Raw genomic sequence first — 22,781 nt, forward strand, 5'->3', positions numbered from 1 at the left:
AAAAGGGGATGAGGACTCCCCTTTTTTCAAACAAGCAAACTGAGCGAGCGTTCAATCAATGGTGATTATCACTTGTATAATGGGAGGAATTTTCAATGAGAAAATCTGTGATTGTATCCGGTGCACGTACCCCTTTTGGTAAGTTTGGAGGAGCGTTAAAGCCGCTAACTGCTTCACAGCTTGGCGGAAAAGCTATTAAGGAAGCCCTAAGTCGAGCTGATCTAGATGGCTCAGAAGTGGATGAGGTCATTATTGGAAATGTTTTACAAGGTGGGCAAGGGCAAATTCCATCACGTCAGGCAGCACGTGAGGCTGGGATTCCGTGGGAAGTAAAAACAGAAACCATTAACAAAGTTTGTGCCTCCGGACTTAGAAGTGTCACCTTAGCTGACCAAATAATCCGTTCAGGTGATGAAGATATCATTGTTGCTGGTGGAATGGAAAGCATGAGCAATGCCCCGTATTTTATGCCAGATGCACGCTGGGGAAGTCGTATGGGAGATAGCCGTGTGAAGGACATGATGATTCATGATGGTTTAACGTGTTCATTTACAAGCGTCCATATGGGAACGTACGGAAATTCCACCGCAAAAGAATTTGGTTTAACAAGAGAAGCTCAGGATGAATGGGCATTTCGTAGTCATCAACGTGCAATCACAGCAATGGAATCAGGAAAGTTTAATGAGGAGATTGTCCCTATAGAAATACCACAACGTAAAGGAAATCCAATTGTCGTTGATACCGATGAAGCACCAAGAAAAGAAACAAACGTAGAAAAACTATCAAGTCTTCGTCCCGCCTTTGACAAGGATGGGTCTATTACGGCAGGTAATGCCCCAGGTGTGAACGATGGTGCTGGAGCATTTGTTGTAATGTCAGATGAAAAGGCAAGAAAACTAGGAAAGACACCAATGGCAACCATTATCGGTCATGCAGAAGTTGCTGTAGAGGCAAGGAATTTCCCGCAGACACCCGGTATCGTAATCAATAAACTCCTTGAAGAAACGGGTCACTCCATCGAGGATATTGATTTATTTGAAATTAATGAAGCATTTGCAGCCGTAGCCTTAGCAAGTGGGCAAATTGCAAAAGTAGATCCAGAAAAGGTAAATGTGAATGGAGGCGCAGTTGCACTTGGCCATCCAATCGGAGCAAGCGGCGCACGAATTATCTTAACCCTTATCTATGAACTAAAACGCCGTGGCGGTGGACTAGGAATCGCAGCCATCTGCAGTGGCGGAGGCCAAGGCGACGCTGTACTTATTGAAGTACCAAAGAGTAAATAAGCATTCACTCACTTAAAAGACCGTATTTTAATACACAATATAGGAATAGAATGGCGCAGTAACTTCACCTGAAACGTGGAACTTAAATACCGCTGCGGAAATACACTGCGCTTTCCGTGGGCGCTGCTGAGCCTCCTCCGAGCTAACGCTCTCCAGAGTCTCACCTAGGCTTTTCGTCCCACAGGACAAGGAATACTACGGCAGCAACGCATCGCACGAAGAAAATCGGTTTGTATTTTCGAGGAGTCTTCGTGTATTTCCTCCGCTATTTTTGAGCATAATCTTCTGTTATTGTTTTAGCCATAATAATGTTGATTGGAAGGAAGGGCAGTCGACTCCTTGAAAAAGAAAATCACTTTTTCTCACGAAGATCTGACGCTGACGGAGCCTCTTTGTCCTGTGGGAATAGCACGTGTCTGAAGTCTACGAAGCGGTGGTCTTCCGCTACGGAGGCTGAAGCCGTGCTCACGGAAAGCGACTGCTCACAGTGGAAATCAACGTGCATTGGCAAACTTTACCGAGTTATGTCACATATTTCTACCACGGAACAAAAGAGGGAAAGTGTACGAATGAAAAAACTATTTAAATAAACTACATCACCTTACGAGGAGGAGAAAACATGTCCATAAACAAAGTAATGGTAATAGGAGCAGGACAGATGGGATCTGGGATAGCTCAGGTCTTTGCCCAATCAGGCTTTGAAGTCCTATTAAATGACGTGAAGGAAGAAGCACGGAAAAAGGGATACAACCAAATAGAAAAAATACTTACAAAAGACGTTACCAAAGAGAAAATAACGGAAGCAGACAAAACAGCAGCGCTTGAACGACTTACCCTCTCCGAAAGTCTAGAAGATGCCAAGGACTGTGACTTTGTTGTAGAGGCAATTGTAGAAAATATGGATGTCAAAACAAAAGTATTCCAAGAAGTGGATCAATTTGCACCAAAACATGCCATACTAGCATCTAACACATCATCTTTACCGATAACGGAAATGGCTGCCGTGACGAATCGTCCAGAAAAAGTGATTGGCATGCATTTTATGAATCCGGTTCCAGTTATGAAACTAGTGGAGATTATCCGTGGATTGCAAACGAATGTTGAGACATATGAAGCCGTGCAACAAACGGCAGAGAAATTAAATAAAACCTCTGTGGAAGTGAATGATTTCCCTGGTTTTGTGTCTAACCGTATTTTATTACCGATGATTAATGAAGCGATTTACACCGTCTATGAAGGGGTCGCGACACCCGAAGATGTGGATACGGTTATGAAATTAGGGATGAATCATCCGATGGGACCATTGAAGTTAGCCGATTTTATTGGACTGGATACGTGTCTCTATATTATGGAGGTACTTCATGAAGGGCTTGGGGACAGTAAATATCGTCCGTGTCCATTGCTCAGAAAATATGTAAAAGCAGGATGGTTAGGGAGAAAATCTGGAAAGGGCTTCTACGAGTATAGCTAATCCTTGCAACACCTAAGGGGGGACAGAAATGAATTTACACTTTACAGAGGAACAGAAAATGATGCAAAAGATGGTCCGTGATTTTTCCAAAAACGAGGTAGCAAAAGATGTAGAACGAATGGAGAGAGAGGATCGGTTTCCAAGGGAACTTATGAAAAAAATGGGACATCTTGGATTAATGGGAATCGCCCTCCCGGAGAAGTATGGTGGAAGTGGAATGGACTTCACGTCGTATATTATTGCTATACATGAATTGTCAAAGGTTAGTGCAACGCTTGGTGTCATCCTATCTGTTCACTCTTCGGTCGGAACGAATCCTATTTTATATTATGGGACAGAGGAGCAAAGGAAAAAATATATTCCTAAACTAGCATCTGGAGAATACCTTGGGGCCTTTGCATTAACAGAGCCTGGTGCTGGTTCTGACGCGAAAAACCTGAAGGCAACGGCTAAAGAAAACGGAGATCATTATGTATTAAATGGGTCAAAGATTTTTATCACGAATGGTGGGGAAGCAGATACTTATATTACCTTTGCACGAACCGCTCAAGATGAGATTAGTGCCTTTATTGTTGAGAAAGATACACCAGGATTAGTCATTGGTAAGAAGGAAAGAAAAATGGGTCTACATGGCTCAAGTACCGTACCATTAAGCTTTGACAATTGTGCTGTTCCCAAAACACAGCTCCTTGGTAAAAAAGGAGAAGGCTATAGGATTGCTATATCTAATCTTCATGTCGGTAGAATTGGAATAGCTGCCCAAGCCCTAGGAATTGCAGAGGCTGCTTTGGAGTATTCCATCTTATATGCCAAGGAAAGGGAACAATTCGGAAAACCGATTGCACGTAATCAAGGTTTATCCTTTAAGCTTGCGGATATGGCAACAGAAGTAGAGGCTGCCAAACTATTAGTCTATCAAGCTGCATCGCTAGTTGTTAAAGGAAAACCATGTGGAAAAGAAACATCGATGGCGAAAATGTTTGCATCGAATACAGCAATGAAAACAGCAATGGAAGCAGTTCAAATTTACGGTGGGAACGGTTACACCGAAGACTTCCCAGTAGAGCGTCTTTTCCGGGATGCAAAAGTCTCACAAATCTATGAAGGAACGAATGAGATTCAACATATCGTGATTGCTAAGCATTTGTGATAGGAAGTAAACTTTTAAAAAATAGCGTTATACAACTATTTAAAGAGGAGCATGTATACCGCTGCGGAAATACACTACGCTTTCCATGGGCGGCTGCTGAGCCCTCCTCGTGCTGACGCACTCCGGGGTCTCACCTAGGCCTGTCCTCCCATAGGAGTCTTCGTGTATTTCCTTCGCTGATTAGCGCAGTTTCAAAAAAACCTTTCAAAACTATGTTATAAAAAATCACTATATTGTTGATTGAAGAGGAAGGCAGTCGACTCACTGAAAAAGAATACCACTTTTCTGTGTGTGATGTTTCGCTATTGGAGTCTTCCTAGTCTGTGGGAACTACAGTTATTAGATGCTGTTCTCATGGAAAGCCGACTGTTCGCAGATGGAATCAAAGTGCTCCAAACTAATACGCAAATATACTTGAAGTGTCATATAAAAAGATAAACAATTGAGGAGGAACTACACATGAATTTTCAATTAACGGAAGAACAGGAAATGCTAAGAAAAATGGTGAGGGATTTTGCGGAGAAAGAGGTGGAACCTACAGCTGCGGAGCGGGATGAGGAGGAACGATTCGATCGTGGCATCTTTGATAAGATGGCAGAATTAGGGTTAACAGGAATTCCCTGGCCAGAGAAATATGGTGGAATCGGATCGGACTTTGTTAGTTATGTAATAGCTGTTGAAGAGTTGTCTCGCGTGTGTGCTTCCACAGGAGTTACCTTATCCGCACACTTATCCTTAGCAAGCTGGCCTATTTATAAATATGGAAATGAAGAACAAAAGAAAACGTTCCTAAACCGTTTAGCGACTGGGGAAGCTTTAGGTGCCTATGCATTATCAGAACCTGGTGCGGGAAGTGATGTGGCATCCATGAAGACGACAGCGAAAAAAGATGGCGAAGATTATCTATTAAACGGAAATAAAGTTTGGATTACCAATGGTGGGGTAGCAGATCTTTATCTTGTGTTTGCCAAGACGGATCCGGATGCGAAACATAAAGGGATAAGTGCATTTATCGTTGAAAAGGGAACAAAAGGATTCTCATTTGGGAAAAAAGAAAAGAAATTGGGAATTCGTTCATCTCCAACAACAGAATTAATTTTTGAAAATTGTCGTGTACCTAAAGAAAATTTGCTTGGGGCAGAAGGTGAAGGTTTTAAGATTGCGATGACAACACTAGATGGTGGTCGAAATGGAATCGCCGCTCAAGCAGTAGGAATTGCTCAGGGTGCATTGGATGCGTCTGTTGACTATGCCAAAGAACGGGAACAATTTGGAAAACCAATCGCAACGAACCAAGGAATTTCCTTTAAGCTAGCAGATATGGCAACAGAAGTAGAAGCATCCCGTCTATTAACGTATCAAGCAGCATGGCTAGAATCAGAAGGGCTACCATATGGAAAAGCATCAGCCATGTCTAAATTATTTGCGGGTGATACAGCAATGAAAGTTACCGTAGAAGCCGTCCAAGTATTTGGCGGATATGGCTACACGAAGGATTACCCAGTCGAACGCTATATGCGCGATGCCAAAATCACCCAAATCTACGAAGGAACCAATGAAATTCAACGGTTAGTTATTGGAAGAATGCTAACGAAATAGAAATGATGTTGGACAGCAATGGTTATGATACGAGATAGATAGAAAGTGCGGTAATGTTGCGTATGTTGATTTCCGCTCTGACATTAATTTTTATAGAGTTGAAATACGGATAGAGCGGTTGTGCACTGAAACAGCGGAGTGTATTCCCGTAGCGGTATTATCATACTATCTTGATTTTTAGAGTTACTGCGCATTTTCTTTCAACTGGGAATCATACACATCCATCATAGTATGACAACAGGGGATAAAACGAATGAATAATCATATCAACATATCGATTGAAAGGAAGTACATCATGCATGAAATTGTGGAACGGATGAAGAACAAGGATGTCCGGGCATTAGCGAGAGCCATTACCATGGTAGAAAATGACCATCCAGAAAAACTGGAGGTGCTTAGTGATGTTTTTTCGCTGAGAAAGCATGCACTGTATGTTGGGTTAACAGGTTCACCTGGAGCTGGGAAAAGCTCTCTAGTTAACCGCCTTATCTCACATATTCGTGAGGAAGGGAAAACAGTTGCTGTTATAGCGGTAGACCCGACCAGTCCATTTAGTGGTGGGGCTTTACTTGGTGATCGGGTACGGATGAATGAGCATTTTACGGATGATGGTGTTTTCATTCGTAGTATGGCAACACGTGGCAGCTTAGGTGGGCTAGCTCGTGCTACCAAAGATGCAGTGCGGATTTGCGATGCATTTGGCTTTGATGTCGTTATCGTCGAAACAGTTGGGGTAGGACAATCGGAATTAGACATTATGAAAATCGTTGACACCACAGCCGTTGTACTTACACCAAATAGTGGTGACGTATTACAAATTTTTAAAGCAGGTATTATGGAAATCGCGGACTTATTTGTGATCAATAAGGCAGACTTAGATGGGGTTGGAAAACTAAAACGACTATTAAGAGAGCTCGTGATGATGTCAGCGACCGAAGAGCATATCGTAGCCATTGTCAAAACCATCACAACGGAAAATAAAGGAATTGATACTCTGTGGGAAAAAATAAAAGAACATCGTGAATATTTATACACCACACAAGAAGGGAAACAAAAGCGGAATGCGCAATTTGAATTGGAAGTCTATGAACTCATCCGCGAAGAAATCTGGCGGGAGGTGAAAACATTCATCGAAACAAACGATGACCTTCCAAGAATCGATTCTGCTGCTGATCCATACCGACTTGCAAAGGATTGGCTGGAAAAGTGGAAGGAGGCCAATACGGAATGGCAAAAGAAAAGATTGTGACCAATGTTAAGGATCAGGAGCTCGTAAAAAAGCGCCGTGACCAAATGATCAAGGGTGCGGTTAATCTTTTTAAAGAAAAGGGATTTCATCGCACCACAACAAGGGAAATTGCGAAAGCTTCTGGATTTAGTATTGGGACACTTTATGAGTATATTCGTACAAAGGAAGATATTCTTTACCTGACCTGTGATGCCATTTATGAACGAGTCCGTGAGCGCTTAGAGTTGGCTTTTGTTGTAGAGCATTCATCACAGGAAAATTTGGTGAATATTATTACGTCCTATTTCTATTTAATGGATGACCTTCAAGAAGAAATACTCATTTTATATCAGGAAGTTAAGTCATTAAAGAAGGAAACGAGAAAATATGTACTGCAAAAAGAGCAGGATATGGTGGCGATGCTGGAAAAAATGATCATCAACTGTGTTCCGGATTTAACCCAAAAGCAGGCAAGCCTTTTAGCTAATAATATTATTATCCAAGGTCATATGTGGGGGTTCCGCAGGTGGATTTTACAAAGACAATTTACACTGCAAGAGTATATTGACTTACAAGTGGAAGCCTTTTTAAAGCAATTACCAGTAAAACCTAAATTTCAAAATGGGGGGAGAGAGAGGTAATGGTACAACAAGTGGACATCTATCAACCGAAAAATGCGGTGCGCTTTGTTACAGCTTCCAGTTTATTTGATGGGCATGACGCATCCATTAATATTATGCGGAGAATTTTACAGGCTAGTGGAGTGGAAGTGATTCACTTAGGACATAATCGTTCCGTGGAGGAAGTCGTCCATGCGGCGATTCAAGAGGATGCACAGGGGATTGCGATTTCTTCCTATCAAGGTGGTCATGTAGAGTATTTTAAATATATAATTGATTTATTAAACGAATTTGGTGCAACTCATATTAAAGTGTTCGGTGGTGGTGGCGGTGTCATCATTCCGAGAGAAATTAAAGAGCTTCATGATTATGGGGTGTCATGGATCTTTTCACCGGAAGATGGCCGTAAATATGGATTGCAGGGTATGATTAACAAAATGATAGAGCTCTGTGATTTTGTGCCACCGATTGATATAGAGAAGGATTACGCAAAGCTTGCCCAGGGAGACCGTCAAGCGATTGCTAAATTTATCACATTGGTTGAATCAGAGGATGTAGAAGTGGAGGAGAAAAAGCGAGTATTAAAAATGCTTCACGACAAGGCAAATGCTAACATACCCGTATTAGGGATAACTGGAACGGGTGGGGCAGGTAAAAGTTCTCTAACCGATGAGTTGATTCGTCGCTTTATAAATGAAGTTCCAGATAAAAAACTGGCAATTATTTCGATTGACCCAACGAAAAGAAAAACAGGTGGGGCACTTTTAGGTGACCGAATTCGCATGAATGCGATTTTTACGGATAGAGTTTACATGCGTTCGCTAGCAACAAGGGATTCTAGAAGTGAGCTATCCAAGGCCATTCAGGATGTTATTGAAGTTGTTCGTGCATCGGGCTTTGACTTTATTTTGGTGGAAACAAGTGGTATCGGGCAAGGGGATGCTGCGATTACCGATGTTACCGATCTATCTATGTATGTCATGACAGCTGAATTCGGTGCACCAACACAATTGGAAAAGATTGATATGATTGACTTTGCTGATTTCATTGTCATTAATAAATTTGAACAAAAGGGCTCAGACGATGCACTGACACAAGTAAGAAAACAATATGAGCGCAGCCATATGCTTTTCCATGAGGATAAGGAAAAATTCCCTGTATTCGGCACTATAGCAAGTCAATTTAATGATGAGGGAACAAACGCGCTATTCGCATCCATCATCGATACGTTGAATGAACGCTATAACTGGGATGTGTCGATTGACTTTAACCGACACGTTATAGCGAAAAAGCAAAATATGATTATTACGAATGAGCGCCGTCATTATTTAAGAGAAATTGCGGATTATGTTCGTAACTATCATAAGGATGCGAAAAAGCAAAGTGAGATTGCGAGAAAATTATACCAGCTAGAAGGCGCATTAAATACAATCGCTGAATCGCAAGGGATTGAAATCTCTCAACAACCATCGGATCAAGATAATGAAATAGCTGCAATAGGGGAAGCAACGATTTCACCAGAACAGGCGGACGTAGTAAAAACGATAAAGGATACGCTAGGTTTATATAAGGATCAACTGAAACCATCATCCAAGAAATTGCTAGATTCCTGGGATGAGACAAAGGAAAAGTATAGCAAGGATAAAATGACCTTTAAGGTTCGAGATAAAGAAATAGAAATGGATATTACGACAGAGTCTTTAGCAGGCTTGAAGATTCCTAAAGTGGCCTTTCCAAAATACGAGGATTGGGGAGAGCGCTTGAAGTGGTTGCTGAAGGAAAACGTACCTGGTGCCTTTCCATTTACATCCGGAGTATTTCCGTTTAAGCGAAAAGGGGAAGATCCAACACGGCAATTTGCTGGTGAAGGAACACCAGAACGAACAAACCGCCGTTTTCATTATTTATCTCGTAATGATGATGCCAAACGTCTATCGACAGCATTTGATTCTGTCACATTATACGGAGAAGACCCAGATTATCGTCCAGATATTTATGGGAAGGTCGGAGAAAGTGGTGTCAACATTTGTACGTTAGAGGATATGAAAAAGCTGTATGATGGTTTTGACTTAACAAACCCTCTAACCTCGGTTTCCATGACCATCAATGGACCAGCCCCAATCATTTTGGCGATGTTCTTTAATACGGCAATCGATCAGCAGGTCGAAAAATTCAAGGGAGAACATGGTCGTGAACCAAATGGAGAGGAATACGAAAAAATTAAAGCGGATACATTATCTGTGGTTCGTGGTACCGTGCAAGCGGATATTTTAAAAGAGGACCAAGGGCAAAATACATGTATTTTCTCAACGGAATTTGCTTTAAGAATGATGGGGGATATTCAGCAGTACTTTATTGACAAAAATGTCCGTAATTACTATTCGGTGTCCATCTCTGGCTATCACATCGCAGAAGCGGGAGCAAATCCAATTACACAGCTTGCATTCACGCTTGCAAATGGTTTTACGTATGTGGAATATTATCTAAGTCGCGGAATGGATATTAATAAATTTGCACCAAATCTTTCCTTCTTCTTTTCAAATGGCTTAGATCCGGAGTACACGGTGATTGGACGTGTAGCAAGAAGGATTTGGTCCATCGTCATGCGGGATAAATACGGTGCGAACGAGCGCAGTCAAAAGCTGAAATACCATATTCAAACATCAGGTCGATCCTTGCATGCGCAGGAAATTGATTTTAATGACATCCGTACAACATTACAGGCTCTACTCGCGATTCAGGATAACACGAATTCTCTCCATACCAATGCATATGATGAAGCCATCACAACGCCAACAGAGGAATCGGTCCGTCGAGCGATGGCGATTCAAATGATTATTAACAAAGAATTCGGCTATGCGAAAAACGAAAACCCAATGCAAGGTTCCTTTATTGTTGAGGAGCTTACAGACCTTGTCGAAGAAGCAGTATTACAGGAATTTGAAAAAATGAATGATCGTGGTGGAGTACTAGGTGCCATGGAACGCCAATACCAGCGCGGAAAAATTCAAGAGGAATCCCTGTACTATGAAGCGAAGAAACATTCTGGTGAACACCCGATCATAGGAGTGAACACCTATCTCAATCCAAACCCACCATCAGAAGAAGATATCGATTCCATGGAATTAGCACGTGCAACGAAAGAGGAAAAAGAGCATCAAATCCAGGAACTAAGGAAATTTCAAGAAAAGCATAAGGCGTTTACAGGTGAAGCACTAAAACGTCTAAAAGAAGTCGCGGCATCTGGTGGCAATATATTTGAAGAACTCATGGAAACAGTAAAAGTAGCAAGTCTAGGCCAAATTACACGTGCTTTATATGAAGTTGGCGGGCAGTATAGACGAAATATGTAGATTTAAATGGATAACCAGAAGAAGTGCTGATAATGTGAGAGCTGATAAATGGGAGTGGGGGCCGATAAACCGGAGTGAATGCTGATAAATGAGAGTGAGCGCCGATAAATTGGAGTGAGCGCCGATAAATTGGAGTGAGTGCTGATAAATCGGAGTGAGAGCTGATAATTTGGAGTGAGCGCCGATAAACCGGTGTGAATGCTGATAAATTGGAGTGAGCGCCGATAAATTGGAGTGAGCGCCGATAAATGGGAGTGAGAGCTGATAAATGGGAGTGAGAGCTGATAAATGGGAGTGAATGCTGATAAATGGTAGTGAGCGCCGATAAATCGAGTGAGCGCCGATAAATCGTAGTGAATGCTGATAAATGAGAGTGAGCGCCGATAAATCGGTATGAGCGCCGATAAATCGTAGTGAGCGCTGATAAATTGGAGTGAGCGCCGATAAATCGTAGTGAGAGCTGATAAATGGTAGTGAGCGCCGATAAATCGGTATGAGTGCCGATAAATGGTAGTGAGAGCTGATAAATGAGAGTGAGCGCCGATAACCCCGAACAAACGCCGATAAATCCGCTGCTATCGTAGCCAGAAATAACAGGGCATATTGCACATCCATTCTAGTTTCATAACATATGCCAAAAAAAGTTGAGGAAACATATTTTCTCAACTTTTTTATGCTAAATTATGGATTAATCATTGCATATTTGTTTATAATGTTAGGTATGTTTATATGTGGTATGTTTACAAAAATGTTATAGTTAAAGAGGATACATAAGGGCCTTAGCCAACCAAGTCTTTTTTATCCTTTTTGAACACATTGTATAATTATCTTTCAAATTGTATAATTATCTTTCAAAAAAATCTACTAGGCATAATAGCCATGATTATATATTTAAAGGGAGTGCTTACCGTGAGCTTAAAAGAGTACAGCCGCGAACAATTAGAAAGTATGTCTATGCTTGAATTGGCAAGTAAAATTTTAAAAGATGAAAAGAAAGCATTGGATTTCCAAGAACTATATAGTAGGATCACTGATTTAAAAGGCTTTTCAGAGGAAGGAAAAGAAGATTACATTGCTCAATTTTATACAGACCTTAATGTGGATGGTCGTTTTACAACGTTAGGTTCTAATAAGTGGGGGCTAAAGCGTTGGTATCCAATTGAACAGGCTGAAGAAGAAGTACACGCTCCTAAGAAGAAAAAGAAGAAAAAGGCTGCGAAAAAGAAAAAGCCTGCTGCTGAAGAGGTTCATGAGGAAGAAGAGCTTGAGGTTCACGATGAAAAGCTACATGATGACCATAATGAAGATGTAACGGATGACTATGATGAAGATTTAGATGATGAGAATCTAGATGAATTAGACGAAGATTTAGATGACTTCGATGATTTTGATGAAGAGGAATTAGACGACGAAGACATTGATGAAGAATTCAATGATGATGAAGATGATGACAAGGAAGAAAAGGATAAATAAGCTGTAACGTTCCTTCCATCAAAGGATACAAAAAGAGTTGTTGACTTTTTAAAAGCAAATGATACAATTTTACTTGGGCTCTATAAATTAGAATCGTATAGCGTCTCCCTGTTTATTTAGGGAGGCGCTTTTTATGTTTTTATAGCATTTTTTGAAAAACACCCAATGCGAGATGTTTCGCAAATTATTCGTAATCTGTATAAACTCCTATTCGTTTTAAGTTGTGGTAAAACGACTTGCCTAGGAAAAAGGAAGCGAATGTAGGGAGAATTCATGCAGATTTTTTCCATTAGGAATGTTTTAATTCCGTGATTTATAATAATATATTAGTACAAAATAGGTATAACTTATATCAAAGGCTAAAAGCACCTGATTAACGACAGGTTTCTTTTTATGGATTAATTCTTACTATTTATTTTTCTACTGTCGTATTTTTCTAATAGTTATCCAAATGTACAGCATCTATTAACAACAAGGAAAGAAAGAGGGATGAATGTTGACGAAGTATATTTTTGTAACAGGTGGGGTTGTATCTTCACTAGGAAAAGGAATAACAGCTGCATCATTAGGACGTTTATTAAAAAATCGAGGATTGAAGGTAACGATTCAAAAATTTGATCCTTATATTAATGTGGATCCAGGTACCATGAGCCCATACCAGCATGGGGAAGTTTTTGTAACAGAAGATGGTGCAGAAACTGACTTGGACTTAGGCCACTATGAACGTTTTATCGATAATAATTTAAATAAATACAGCAATATTACGACTGGTAAGGTTTACTCCAGTGTGATTAAAAAGGAAAGACGCGGCGATTATTTAGGTGGTACCGTACAAGTTATCCCTCACATCACCAATGAAATTAAAGATCAGGTCTTTCGTGCTGGAGAAGCAACGAAAGCGGATGTTGTTATTACGGAAATTGGTGGAACGGTTGGTGATATTGAATCCCTACCATTCTTAGAAGCGATTCGCCAAATTAAAAATGAAGTAGGAAGAAATAGTGTGATGTACATTCACTGTACATTGGTTCCATTCATTAAAGCAGCGGGTGAATTGAAAACTAAACCAACTCAACATAGTGTGAAGGAATTACGTTCATTAGGTATTCAGCCTGATGTTGTCGTTTTACGAACAGAAGAAGCGATTAGTAAAGGAATGAAAGAGAAAATCTCTCTATTCTGTGACATTGATGAGCAAGCGGTTATCGAAATGCCTGATGCCGATACACTTTACCACATTCCAATAACATTACAGGAGCAAAATCTGGATCAATTAACCTGTGATCATTTTGGATTGGATTGTAAGGAAGCGGATATGGATGAATGGAAATCACTCGTATCGAAAGTAAGAAATCTATCCCAAACTGTGAATATTGGTTTAGTTGGTAAATATGTTGAACTTCCAGATGCCTATATCTCCGTTGTGGAATCTTTAAAACATGCAGGATATGTATACGATGCAGATATTAAGGTGCATTGGATTAATTCTGAGAAGTTAACGGTAGATGGTATTAAAGAAGAATTGCAAAAAGTAGATGGTATTTTAGTACCAGGTGGGTTTGGAAATCGTGGAATTGATGGAAAGCTTGCAGCAATCCAGTATGCAAGAGAAAACAACATCCCATTTTTCGGAATTTGTCTTGGGATGCAACTAGCTTCTGTGGAGTTTGCACGAAATGTACTTGGTTTGCAAGGAGCTCATTCTGCAGAAATCGACCCAGAAACGCCACACCCGGTTATTGATTTATTACCAGAACAGAAAGAAGTAGAAGATCTTGGTGGTACCCTTCGTTTAGGATCCTATCCATGCAANGAGCGCCGATAAATCGTAGTGAGAGCTGATAAATGGTAGTGAGCGCCGATAAATCGGTATGAGTGCCGATAAATGGTAGTGAGAGCTGATAAATGAGAGTGAGCGCCGATAACCCCGAACAAACGCCGATAAATCCGCTGCTATCGTAGCCAGAAATAACAGGGCATATTGCACATCCATTCTAGTTTCATAACATATGCCAAAAAAAGTTGAGGAAACATATTTTCTCAACTTTTTTATGCTAAATTATGGATTAATCATTGCATATTTGTTTATAATGTTAGGTATGTTTATATGTGGTATGTTTACAAAAATGTTATAGTTAAAGAGGATACATAAGGGCCTTAGCCAACCAAGTCTTTTTTATCCTTTTTGAACACATTGTATAATTATCTTTCAAATTGTATAATTATCTTTCAAAAAAATCTACTAGGCATAATAGCCATGATTATATATTTAAAGGGAGTGCTTACCGTGAGCTTAAAAGAGTACAGCCGCGAACAATTAGAAAGTATGTCTATGCTTGAATTGGCAAGTAAAATTTTAAAAGATGAAAAGAAAGCATTGGATTTCCAAGAACTATATAGTAGGATCACTGATTTAAAAGGCTTTTCAGAGGAAGGAAAAGAAGATTACATTGCTCAATTTTATACAGACCTTAATGTGGATGGTCGTTTTACAACGTTAGGTTCTAATAAGTGGGGGCTAAAGCGTTGGTATCCAATTGAACAGGCTGAAGAAGAAGTACACGCTCCTAAGAAGAAAAAGAAGAAAAAGGCTGCGAAAAAGAAAAAGCCTGCTGCTGAAGAGGTTCATGAGGAAGAAGAGCTTGAGGTTCACGATGAAAAGCTACATGATGACCATAATGAAGATGTAACGGATGACTATGATGAAGATTTAGATGATGAGAATCTAGATGAATTAGACGAAGATTTAGATGACTTCGATGATTTTGATGAAGAGGAATTAGACGACGAAGACATTGATGAAGAATTCAATGATGATGAAGATGATGACAAGGAAGAAAAGGATAAATAAGCTGTAACGTTCCTTCCATCAAAGGATACAAAAAGAGTTGTTGACTTTTTAAAAGCAAATGATACAATTTTACTTGGGCTCTATAAATTAGAATCGTATAGCGTCTCCCTGTTTATTTAGGGAGGCGCTTTTTATGTTTTTATAGCATTTTTTGAAAAACACCCAATGCGAGATGTTTCGCAAATTATTCGTAATCTGTATAAACTCCTATTCGTTTTAAGTTGTGGTAAAACGACTTGCCTAGGAAAAAGGAAGCGAATGTAGGGAGAATTCATGCAGATTTTTTCCATTAGGAATGTTTTAATTCCGTGATTTATAATAATATATTAGTACAAAATAGGTATAACTTATATCAAAGGCTAAAAGCACCTGATTAACGACAGGTTTCTTTTTATGGATTAATTCTTACTATTTATTTTTCTACTGTCGTATTTTTCTAATAGTTATCCAAATGTACAGCATCTATTAACAACAAGGAAAGAAAGAGGGATGAATGTTGACGAAGTATATTTTTGTAACAGGTGGGGTTGTATCTTCACTAGGAAAAGGAATAACAGCTGCATCATTAGGACGTTTATTAAAAAATCGAGGATTGAAGGTAACGATTCAAAAATTTGATCCTTATATTAATGTGGATCCAGGTACCATGAGCCCATACCAGCATGGGGAAGTTTTTGTAACAGAAGATGGTGCAGAAACTGACTTGGACTTAGGCCACTATGAACGTTTTATCGATAATAATTTAAATAAATACAGCAATATTACGACTGGTAAGGTTTACTCCAGTGTGATTAAAAAGGAAAGACGCGGCGATTATTTAGGTGGTACCGTACAAGTTATCCCTCACATCACCAATGAAATTAAAGATCAGGTCTTTCGTGCTGGAGAAGCAACGAAAGCGGATGTTGTTATTACGGAAATTGGTGGAACGGTTGGTGATATTGAATCCCTACCATTCTTAGAAGCGATTCGCCAAATTAAAAATGAAGTAGGAAGAAATAGTGTGATGTACATTCACTGTACATTGGTTCCATTCATTAAAGCAGCGGGTGAATTGAAAACTAAACCAACTCAACATAGTGTGAAGGAATTACGTTCATTAGGTATTCAGCCTGATGTTGTCGTTTTACGAACAGAAGAAGCGATTAGTAAAGGAATGAAAGAGAAAATCTCTCTATTCTGTGACATTGATGAGCAAGCGGTTATCGAAATGCCTGATGCCGATACACTTTACCACATTCCAATAACATTACAGGAGCAAAATCTGGATCAATTAACCTGTGATCATTTTGGATTGGATTGTAAGGAAGCGGATATGGATGAATGGAAATCACTCGTATCGAAAGTAAGAAATCTATCCCAAACTGTGAATATTGGTTTAGTTGGTAAATATGTTGAACTTCCAGATGCCTATATCTCCGTTGTGGAATCTTTAAAACATGCAGGATATGTATACGATGCAGATATTAAGGTGCATTGGATTAATTCTGAGAAGTTAACGGTAGATGGTATTAAAGAAGAATTGCAAAAAGTAGATGGTATTTTAGTACCAGGTGGGTTTGGAAATCGTGGAATTGATGGAAAGCTTGCAGCAATCCAGTATGCAAGAGAAAACAACATCCCATTTTTCGGAATTTGTCTTGGGATGCAACTAGCTTCTGTGGAGTTTGCACGAAATGTACTTGGTTTGCAAGGAGCTCATTCTGCAGAAATCGACCCAGAAACGCCACACCCGGTTATTGATTTATTACCAGAACAGAAAGAAGTAGAAGATCTTGGTGGTACCCTTCGTTTAGGATCCTATCCATGCAAGCTAAAAGAAGGTACCAAAACACAGGCGGCTTATGATGGTGCTGATGTCGTGGAGGAACGTCATCGTCATCGCTATGAATTTAATAACGATTACCGTGATCGTATGGAAGCAGAAGGGTTCATTTTCTCTGGTACAAGTCCAGATGGGAGATTGGTGGAAACGATTGAATTAAAAGATCATCCATGGTTTGTTGCTTGTCAATTCCACCCAGAATTTACATCACGCCCAACAAGAGCTCAATCACTTTTTAAAGGATTTGTTCATGCTTCTATTGAAAACAATGCGTAATGATTCTATATTATTTTTCGTTGAACCTCGGACAGGAATGTTCGGGGTTTTTAATATGCTATAAAAAAATTGATTAGGTTGATAATGGTTTAGCTCTTTTACCTATTTACTAATAAAATCTTTACCTATTCAGCATAATACAGAAAGAGGAAATTGGTTAAGTAGTCCGCAGCTAAAATGAACAGAAAAAGGCGTGATTTTTTGGAAAATAACCATATTAAAAAACCATCTTTTATATATGCATTACTCATGTTAGGTTCAGCTGTTATTATTGTGGCGACTGGAATTCTTGTCTTTGAGGCACCGATTCAAATTTTAATGTTTATAAGCATGGTTGCATTAATCCCATTTATGAAAGGGTTAGGGTACAAATATAAGCAAATAAAAAAAGCGATGATATCCTCAATGAGTAAAGCCTTGCATCCTGGAATTATTCTATTATCCGTCGGTATTTTAATTGGCGCGATGATTATTTCAGGTACCGTACCTACATTAATTTATTATGGTATTAAATCCATTTCTCCCCAATTCTTTTTAGTAACAGCCTTGGTATTTTGTTCGCTTGTATCGTTAGCCATAGGAAGTTCCTGGGGAACACTTGGTACGGCAGGGATCGCCATGATGGCCATCGGTATGAGTTTAGGTGTTCCACCTGCAATAACTGCAGGTGCTGTTATCAGTGGGGCGTATTTTGGAGATAAAATGTCCCCTCTCTCTGATACGACTAACTTAGCACCGACTGTTACAGGTGGAACCCTCTTCACGCATATTAAACATATGCTATGGACGACCGTACCTGCGTATGTAATTTCTGCATTAATCTTTACTTTTATTGGTTTCCAATATGGTGGGGTTGTAGATGCGGAGAGTGTGAGTGCACTAACAGCATATTTAAGCGATACATTCCATTTAGGATTAGTTCCTTTGATTCCCATTGTGGTTTTAATTACCTTGTTAGTAAGGAAGTGGCCACCCATTCCATCTATTTTCATTGCTTCGGTAGTAGGTGCTCTTGTAGCTATTTTATACCAACATTTTGGAATTTCGAATACGCTACGTGTGTTATACAGTGGGTATAAGGCGGAATCTGGAATAGAGGTTGTTGATAGCTTGCTGCAGCGCGGTGGTTTAACGAGTATGCTAGAACTTATTGCTCTCTTTTTATTTGCGCTAGGACTAGGTGGCTTGCTTGCTGAAACCGGAGTATTAGAAAGATTAATTGCTTCGTTTGCAGATAAAATCCAACACACGGGCTCTTTGATTCTTGTGACCATTATAGTAAGTTATTCGACCCTTGCTATTGGGGGATCGATTTACTTTTCCTCCGTCATGAGAGGAACCTTGATGAAACCAATTTTTGAGAGATTAAACCTAAGACCTGAAAACCTTTCAAGAGTGATAGAAGATGCGAGTACACAGGGTGGGGCCTTAATACCATGGACGGGAAGTGGTATTTTCACAGCAACGACACTTGGTGTTCCAACCGGAGCGTATATTCCATTCTGTTTTTTAGCTCTTATTACGCCGTTAGTTTCACTGTTCTACGGTATCACGGGATTATCCATGACAAGGTATGAGGAATCCTAGAAGAAAAGTAGCTTCCTAATTGCTAAGGGAAGCATCGAATAGAGGCTGTGACATACGTATTTCGCGTAAAACAAGAACCATGAACGATGGTAAGGTTTTATTTTGAGAAATACGTTAGTCCCAGTCTTGTTTTATTTTTCATAAATATAATCTTATGCTCTTCCTTATTTTCATCTCCATATTGCTCTCTTTTATGCAACTCAATTTGTTTAACCAACTAAATAGATCTTCCTATGTTTAAAATTCTGAGAAAAAGGAAAATGAGAATTTCCCCTAAAAAGGAAAATTTTTTAACGAAAACATGTAAATCAAGCAGGAAAATATCATATGTGTAGCGAAATCTAATTAATTAGGGGAATACAGGGGAAATAAGGGAGGTAGGTTCATGTCAGAATTTAGTGTATTAGTTGTGGATGATCAAGCTGGCATTCGTTTGTTATTAACGGATGTTTTAGAAAATGAAGGATACCATGTTCAGGAAGCAACAACCGGAAAGGAAGCACTAGAGAAAATACATAATGTACATTTTGATATGATGATTTTAGATTATAAGTTACCGATTGTTGATGGGGCAGAGGTTTTACAGAAGATGGAAAAAGAGAATATCGAATTACCTTCTATCGTCATGAGTGGTTTGGCGGAAAGTATTAGCCTTGAGCTGGAACGATACCAAAATGTAAAGAAAATTTTAGCCAAGCCATTTAATGTTCATGAGGTACTGGAAGAAGTAAAAGCAATCTGCCATTCATAAATTTACCATAATACCGAATATTCGGGTTGTTTCCAAATGCTTGCGAACATGCTTCCTAGTTGGTATTCTTATTAGTGTGATAAGTGCATACATCATAAAATTGTGAATGAGTTCACTAGAGGAGGATATTTAATGCCATTAGTTTCAATGAAGGAAATGCTTGAAAAAGGTAAAGATAATGGTTATGCAGTAGGTCAGTTTAATATCAATAACCTGGAATATGTTCAAGCTATCTTACAAGCTGCAGAAGAAGAAAAATCCCCAGTAATCCTAGGTGTATCTGAAGGTGCTGGAAAATATATGGGTGGATTTAACGTTGTCGTAGCAATGGTTAAATCATTAATGGAATCTTATGGTACAACCGTTCCAGTTGCTATCCACTTAGACCATGGTTCAAGCTTTGCAAAATGTGCCGAAGCTATTCATGCAGGCTTCACTTCTGTTATGATTGATGCTTCTCATGATCCAATTGATCAAAATGTGGAAACAACGAAGAAAGTAACTGAATTAGCACATCTTCATGGCGTATCTGTTGAAGCAGAAGTAGGTACAGTTGGTGGAGAAGAAGATGGCGTGATCGGTGGAATTATGTATGCTGATACGGAAGAATGTAAGAAACTTGTAACAGAAACTGGAATAGACTGCCTAGCACCTGCTTTAGGTTCTGTACATGGTCAATATCAAGGCGAACCTAACTTAGGATTTAAAGAAATGGAAGAAATTCTTAATGAGGTACAAGTTCCATTAGTTCTTCATGGTGGAACAGGTATCCCAACAAAAGACATTCAAAAAGCCATTTCACTAGGTACTGCGAAAATCAATGTAAACACAGAAAACCAAATGGCACAAACAGAAGCAGTTCGTAAAACGTTAGATGAAAAACCAGATTTATACGATCCACGCAAATACTTAGGACCAGGAACAGAAGCAATTAAACAAACTGTTATAGGTAAAATGCGCGAATTCGGTTCAGCAGGAAAAGCTTAATAACATCACGAAAATCGTATCTATTGTAAAGGATACAAAGAATAGTGCTCCTATAGCGGCGGATGGATATATGTATATACGTATGTCCACTCGTCGCTAAAAGTATATAATGGCAAAGATTCATGTTTAAAGGGATGTTTCAAACTACCTATCCGCAAACAAGTGGTGTGTTCGTAGTAAGGTAATCAAAGGAGGAGAAAGCGAAATGAAATTCTTTATTGATACAGCAAATATAAATGAAATTCGTTCAGCAAATGAATTAGGTGTTTTAGCAGGTGTAACAACAAATCCAAGCCTAGTAGCTAAAGAAGGGGTTTCTTTTCATGATCGTTTGAAGGAAATCACAGCTGAGGTTTCCGGTTCTGTAAGTGCAGAGGTGATTTCTGAAGATGCAGAAGGAATGATTAAGGAAGGGAAAGAATTAGCGGGCATCGCACCAAATATTACGGTGAAAGTACCAATGACGTTAGAGGGATTAAAAGCAGTCAAGGCATTTGCCGACCTTAACATTAAAACAAATGTAACCCTTATTTTTAATGCAAACCAAGCACTTCTTGCTGCACGTGCTGGTGCAACCTATGTATCACCTTTCTTGGGTCGTCTCGATGACATTGGTCATGATGGAATGACGTTAGTCAACACGATTGCGCAAATTTTTGATCGTCACCATCTCAATACGGAAATCATTGCTGCATCTATTCGTCACCCATTACATGTAATTGATGCTGCTCAAAACGGTGCGCACATTGCAACGATTCCATACAAAGTATTAGAACAGCTTGTCAAACACCCATTAACAGACCAAGGGATTGAAAAATTCCTAGCAGATTGGAATAACCAAAAGTAACACGAATGAAATAGTAAAATATCGTTAAAGATAGAAATAAGACGAATAAAATCACATGAGTTGATAGCAGGGAATTTAGAAAAGTCTTATATTATCTTAAAATAACGTGTGTTCAAAGAAACAACCCTTTGAACTACCTCAAAAAGTGAGGGTTTCAGATGCAGAAATTATTAATTGAAGGTGGCCATGTTTTAAATGGTCAAGTAAGAGTGAGTGGTGCGAAAAATAGTGCTGTTGCGCTATTGCCAGCATCTATTTTAGCAGACTCACCAGTTACGATTGAAGGACTTCCACAGATTTCCGATGTAGGTACATTAAGTGATTTACTAGAGGAAATAGGTGGAACAGTAAATTGGGAAGGTCAGACCTTAACCGTGAACCCTGAAAGAATGATTGCCATGCCATTACCAAATGGAAAGGTGAAAAAACTGCGTGCATCCTACTATTTTATGGGAGCGATGCTTGGGAAATTTAAAAAGGCAGTTATTGGTCTTCCAGGAGGGTGCTTTTTAGGACCACGCCCAATCGATCAGCACATTAAAGGATTCGAAGCGCTTGGTGCCGAGGTAACGAATGAACAAGGTGCCATCTATCTTCGTGCAAATGAATTACGTGGAGCTCGAATTTACCTTGACGTCGTAAGTGTTGGTGCAACCATCAATATCATGCTTGCTGCAGTTAGAGCTAAAGGGAAAACCATCATTGAAAATGCAGCAAAAGAGCCGGAAATCATTGATGTTGCAACATTACTTACGAATATGGGAGCGAAAATTAAAGGGGTCGGTACGGATGTGATCCGAATTGAAGGTGTACCTGAATTGCATGGGTGTAGGCATACGATAATTCCAGATCGGATTGAAGCAGGTACATATACCATTGCAGCAGCTGCCCAAGGAAAAGAAGTGATTATCGACAATGTCATTACCAACCATATCGAAGCACTTCTTGCAAAGCTGAGAGAAATGGGTGTGCGCATGGAGGAAAGTGGTGAACAGTTACTTATTGCACCACAAGATAGCCTGAAGAGTGTGGACATTAAAACGCTGGTATATCCTGGTTTTCCTACCGACCTTCAGCAGCCGTTTACCTCGCTGTTAACGAAAGCGGAAAATACAGGTATCGTCATTGATACGATTTATTCCGCACGTCTGAAACACATTGATGAGCTTAGACGGATGAATGCAAAGATTAAGGTAGAAGGCGGATCTGTCATCGTCTCGGGACCGACTCAACTTCAGGGTGCCAAAGTGAAAGCAACCGATCTTCGCGCAGGTGCCGCACTTATTGTTGCTGGACTCATGGCAAATGGAGTCACTGAAATCACCGGTGTCGAACACATTGACAGAGGCTATGAATTTATCACAGACAAACTTCGAGCACTCGGCGCTAACATTTGGCGAGAAGAAATGACCGAACAAGAAATGAAGCAGTTTCAGAATTCCTGAAGAATGAAGACAGCCCCTCTTTCCATGAGAGA

15 protein-coding genes and 1 pseudogene are annotated in these 22,781 nt (G+C 39.7%); all 16 read left to right on the top strand.

The window, feature by feature from the left end:
• Window positions 1–95 precede the first annotated feature (95 nt).
• The 16 genes and pseudogenes from CAO17_RS18390 (at window position 96) to CAO17_RS18465 (ending at window position 22,749) form a co-directional block, all read left to right on the top strand.
• On the top strand, window positions 96–1,286 hold the full coding sequence (locus tag CAO17_RS18390; protein WP_085994010.1) for an acetyl-CoA C-acetyltransferase: 1,191 nt from the start codon (window positions 96–98) through the stop codon (window positions 1,284–1,286).
• A 619-nt stretch (window positions 1,287–1,905) separates the two neighbouring features.
• The gene (locus tag CAO17_RS18395) at window positions 1,906–2,757 is read left to right on the top strand and encodes a 3-hydroxybutyryl-CoA dehydrogenase (RefSeq protein ID WP_085994011.1); all 852 of its coding nucleotides are present in this window, start codon (window positions 1,906–1,908) and stop codon (window positions 2,755–2,757) included.
• Between the two features lie 28 nt (window positions 2,758–2,785).
• Complete coding sequence (locus tag CAO17_RS18400) at window positions 2,786–3,907, top strand: acyl-CoA dehydrogenase (RefSeq protein ID WP_085994012.1); 1,122 nt, start codon at window positions 2,786–2,788, stop codon at window positions 3,905–3,907.
• Window positions 3,908–4,366: 459 nt separating this feature from the next.
• Window positions 4,367–5,506, top strand: coding sequence for an acyl-CoA dehydrogenase (locus CAO17_RS18405; protein WP_085994013.1), 1,140 nt, complete (start codon window positions 4,367–4,369; stop codon window positions 5,504–5,506).
• Between the two features lie 295 nt (window positions 5,507–5,801).
• The gene (gene meaB, locus CAO17_RS18410; protein WP_085994014.1) at window positions 5,802–6,755 is read left to right on the top strand and encodes a methylmalonyl Co-A mutase-associated GTPase MeaB; all 954 of its coding nucleotides are present in this window, start codon (window positions 5,802–5,804) and stop codon (window positions 6,753–6,755) included.
• Window positions 6,734–7,375, top strand: a complete 642-nt coding sequence (locus tag CAO17_RS18415) for a TetR/AcrR family transcriptional regulator (RefSeq protein ID WP_085994015.1) — start codon at window positions 6,734–6,736, stop codon at window positions 7,373–7,375. Before meaB ends, CAO17_RS18415 begins: the two co-directional genes overlap by 22 nt.
• Window positions 7,375–10,707 carry a fused isobutyryl-CoA mutase/GTPase IcmF gene (gene icmF, locus CAO17_RS18420; RefSeq protein WP_085994016.1) on the top strand — a complete coding sequence of 1,111 codons (3,333 nt, stop codon included), beginning with the start codon at window positions 7,375–7,377 and terminating at the stop codon, window positions 10,705–10,707. The genes CAO17_RS18415 and icmF overlap by 1 nt, the downstream gene beginning before the upstream one ends.
• Window positions 10,708–11,616: 909 nt before the next feature.
• A complete protein-coding gene (gene rpoE / locus CAO17_RS18425) occupies window positions 11,617–12,180 on the top strand; it encodes a DNA-directed RNA polymerase subunit delta (protein ID WP_085994017.1) in 564 nt (187 codons plus the stop codon).
• 496 nt (window positions 12,181–12,676) lie between these two features.
• Window positions 12,677–13,990 (top strand): annotated as a pseudogene (locus CAO17_RS18430) (CTP synthase); the annotation flags it as partial.
• Between the two features lie 477 nt (window positions 13,991–14,467).
• Complete coding sequence (rpoE, locus tag CAO17_RS18435) at window positions 14,468–15,031, top strand: DNA-directed RNA polymerase subunit delta (RefSeq protein ID WP_085994017.1); 564 nt, start codon at window positions 14,468–14,470, stop codon at window positions 15,029–15,031.
• Between the two features lie 496 nt (window positions 15,032–15,527).
• Entirely contained in the window at window positions 15,528–17,132 is a 1,605-nt protein-coding gene (locus tag CAO17_RS18440; protein WP_085994571.1) for a CTP synthase, read from the top strand.
• A gap of 177 nt (window positions 17,133–17,309) precedes the next feature.
• Window positions 17,310–18,719, top strand: coding sequence for a Na+/H+ antiporter NhaC (nhaC, locus tag CAO17_RS18445; RefSeq protein WP_085994018.1), 1,410 nt, complete (start codon window positions 17,310–17,312; stop codon window positions 18,717–18,719).
• Window positions 18,720–19,104: 385 nt separating this feature from the next.
• Window positions 19,105–19,470, top strand: coding sequence for a response regulator (locus tag CAO17_RS18450; protein ID WP_085994019.1), 366 nt, complete (start codon window positions 19,105–19,107; stop codon window positions 19,468–19,470).
• Window positions 19,471–19,602: 132 nt separating this feature from the next.
• The gene (fba, locus tag CAO17_RS18455) at window positions 19,603–20,457 is read left to right on the top strand and encodes a class II fructose-1,6-bisphosphate aldolase (protein ID WP_085994020.1); all 855 of its coding nucleotides are present in this window, start codon (window positions 19,603–19,605) and stop codon (window positions 20,455–20,457) included.
• A gap of 205 nt (window positions 20,458–20,662) precedes the next feature.
• A complete protein-coding gene (gene fsa, locus CAO17_RS18460; protein ID WP_085994021.1) occupies window positions 20,663–21,304 on the top strand; it encodes a fructose-6-phosphate aldolase in 642 nt (213 codons plus the stop codon).
• 158 nt (window positions 21,305–21,462) lie between these two features.
• The gene (locus CAO17_RS18465) at window positions 21,463–22,749 is read left to right on the top strand and encodes a UDP-N-acetylglucosamine 1-carboxyvinyltransferase (RefSeq protein ID WP_085994022.1); all 1,287 of its coding nucleotides are present in this window, start codon (window positions 21,463–21,465) and stop codon (window positions 22,747–22,749) included.
• Window positions 22,750–22,781 lie beyond the last annotated feature (32 nt).

Source organism: Oceanobacillus senegalensis (genome assembly GCF_900176885.1).
GTDB classification, from domain to species: domain Bacteria; phylum Bacillota; class Bacilli; order Bacillales; family Amphibacillaceae; genus Oceanobacillus; species Oceanobacillus senegalensis.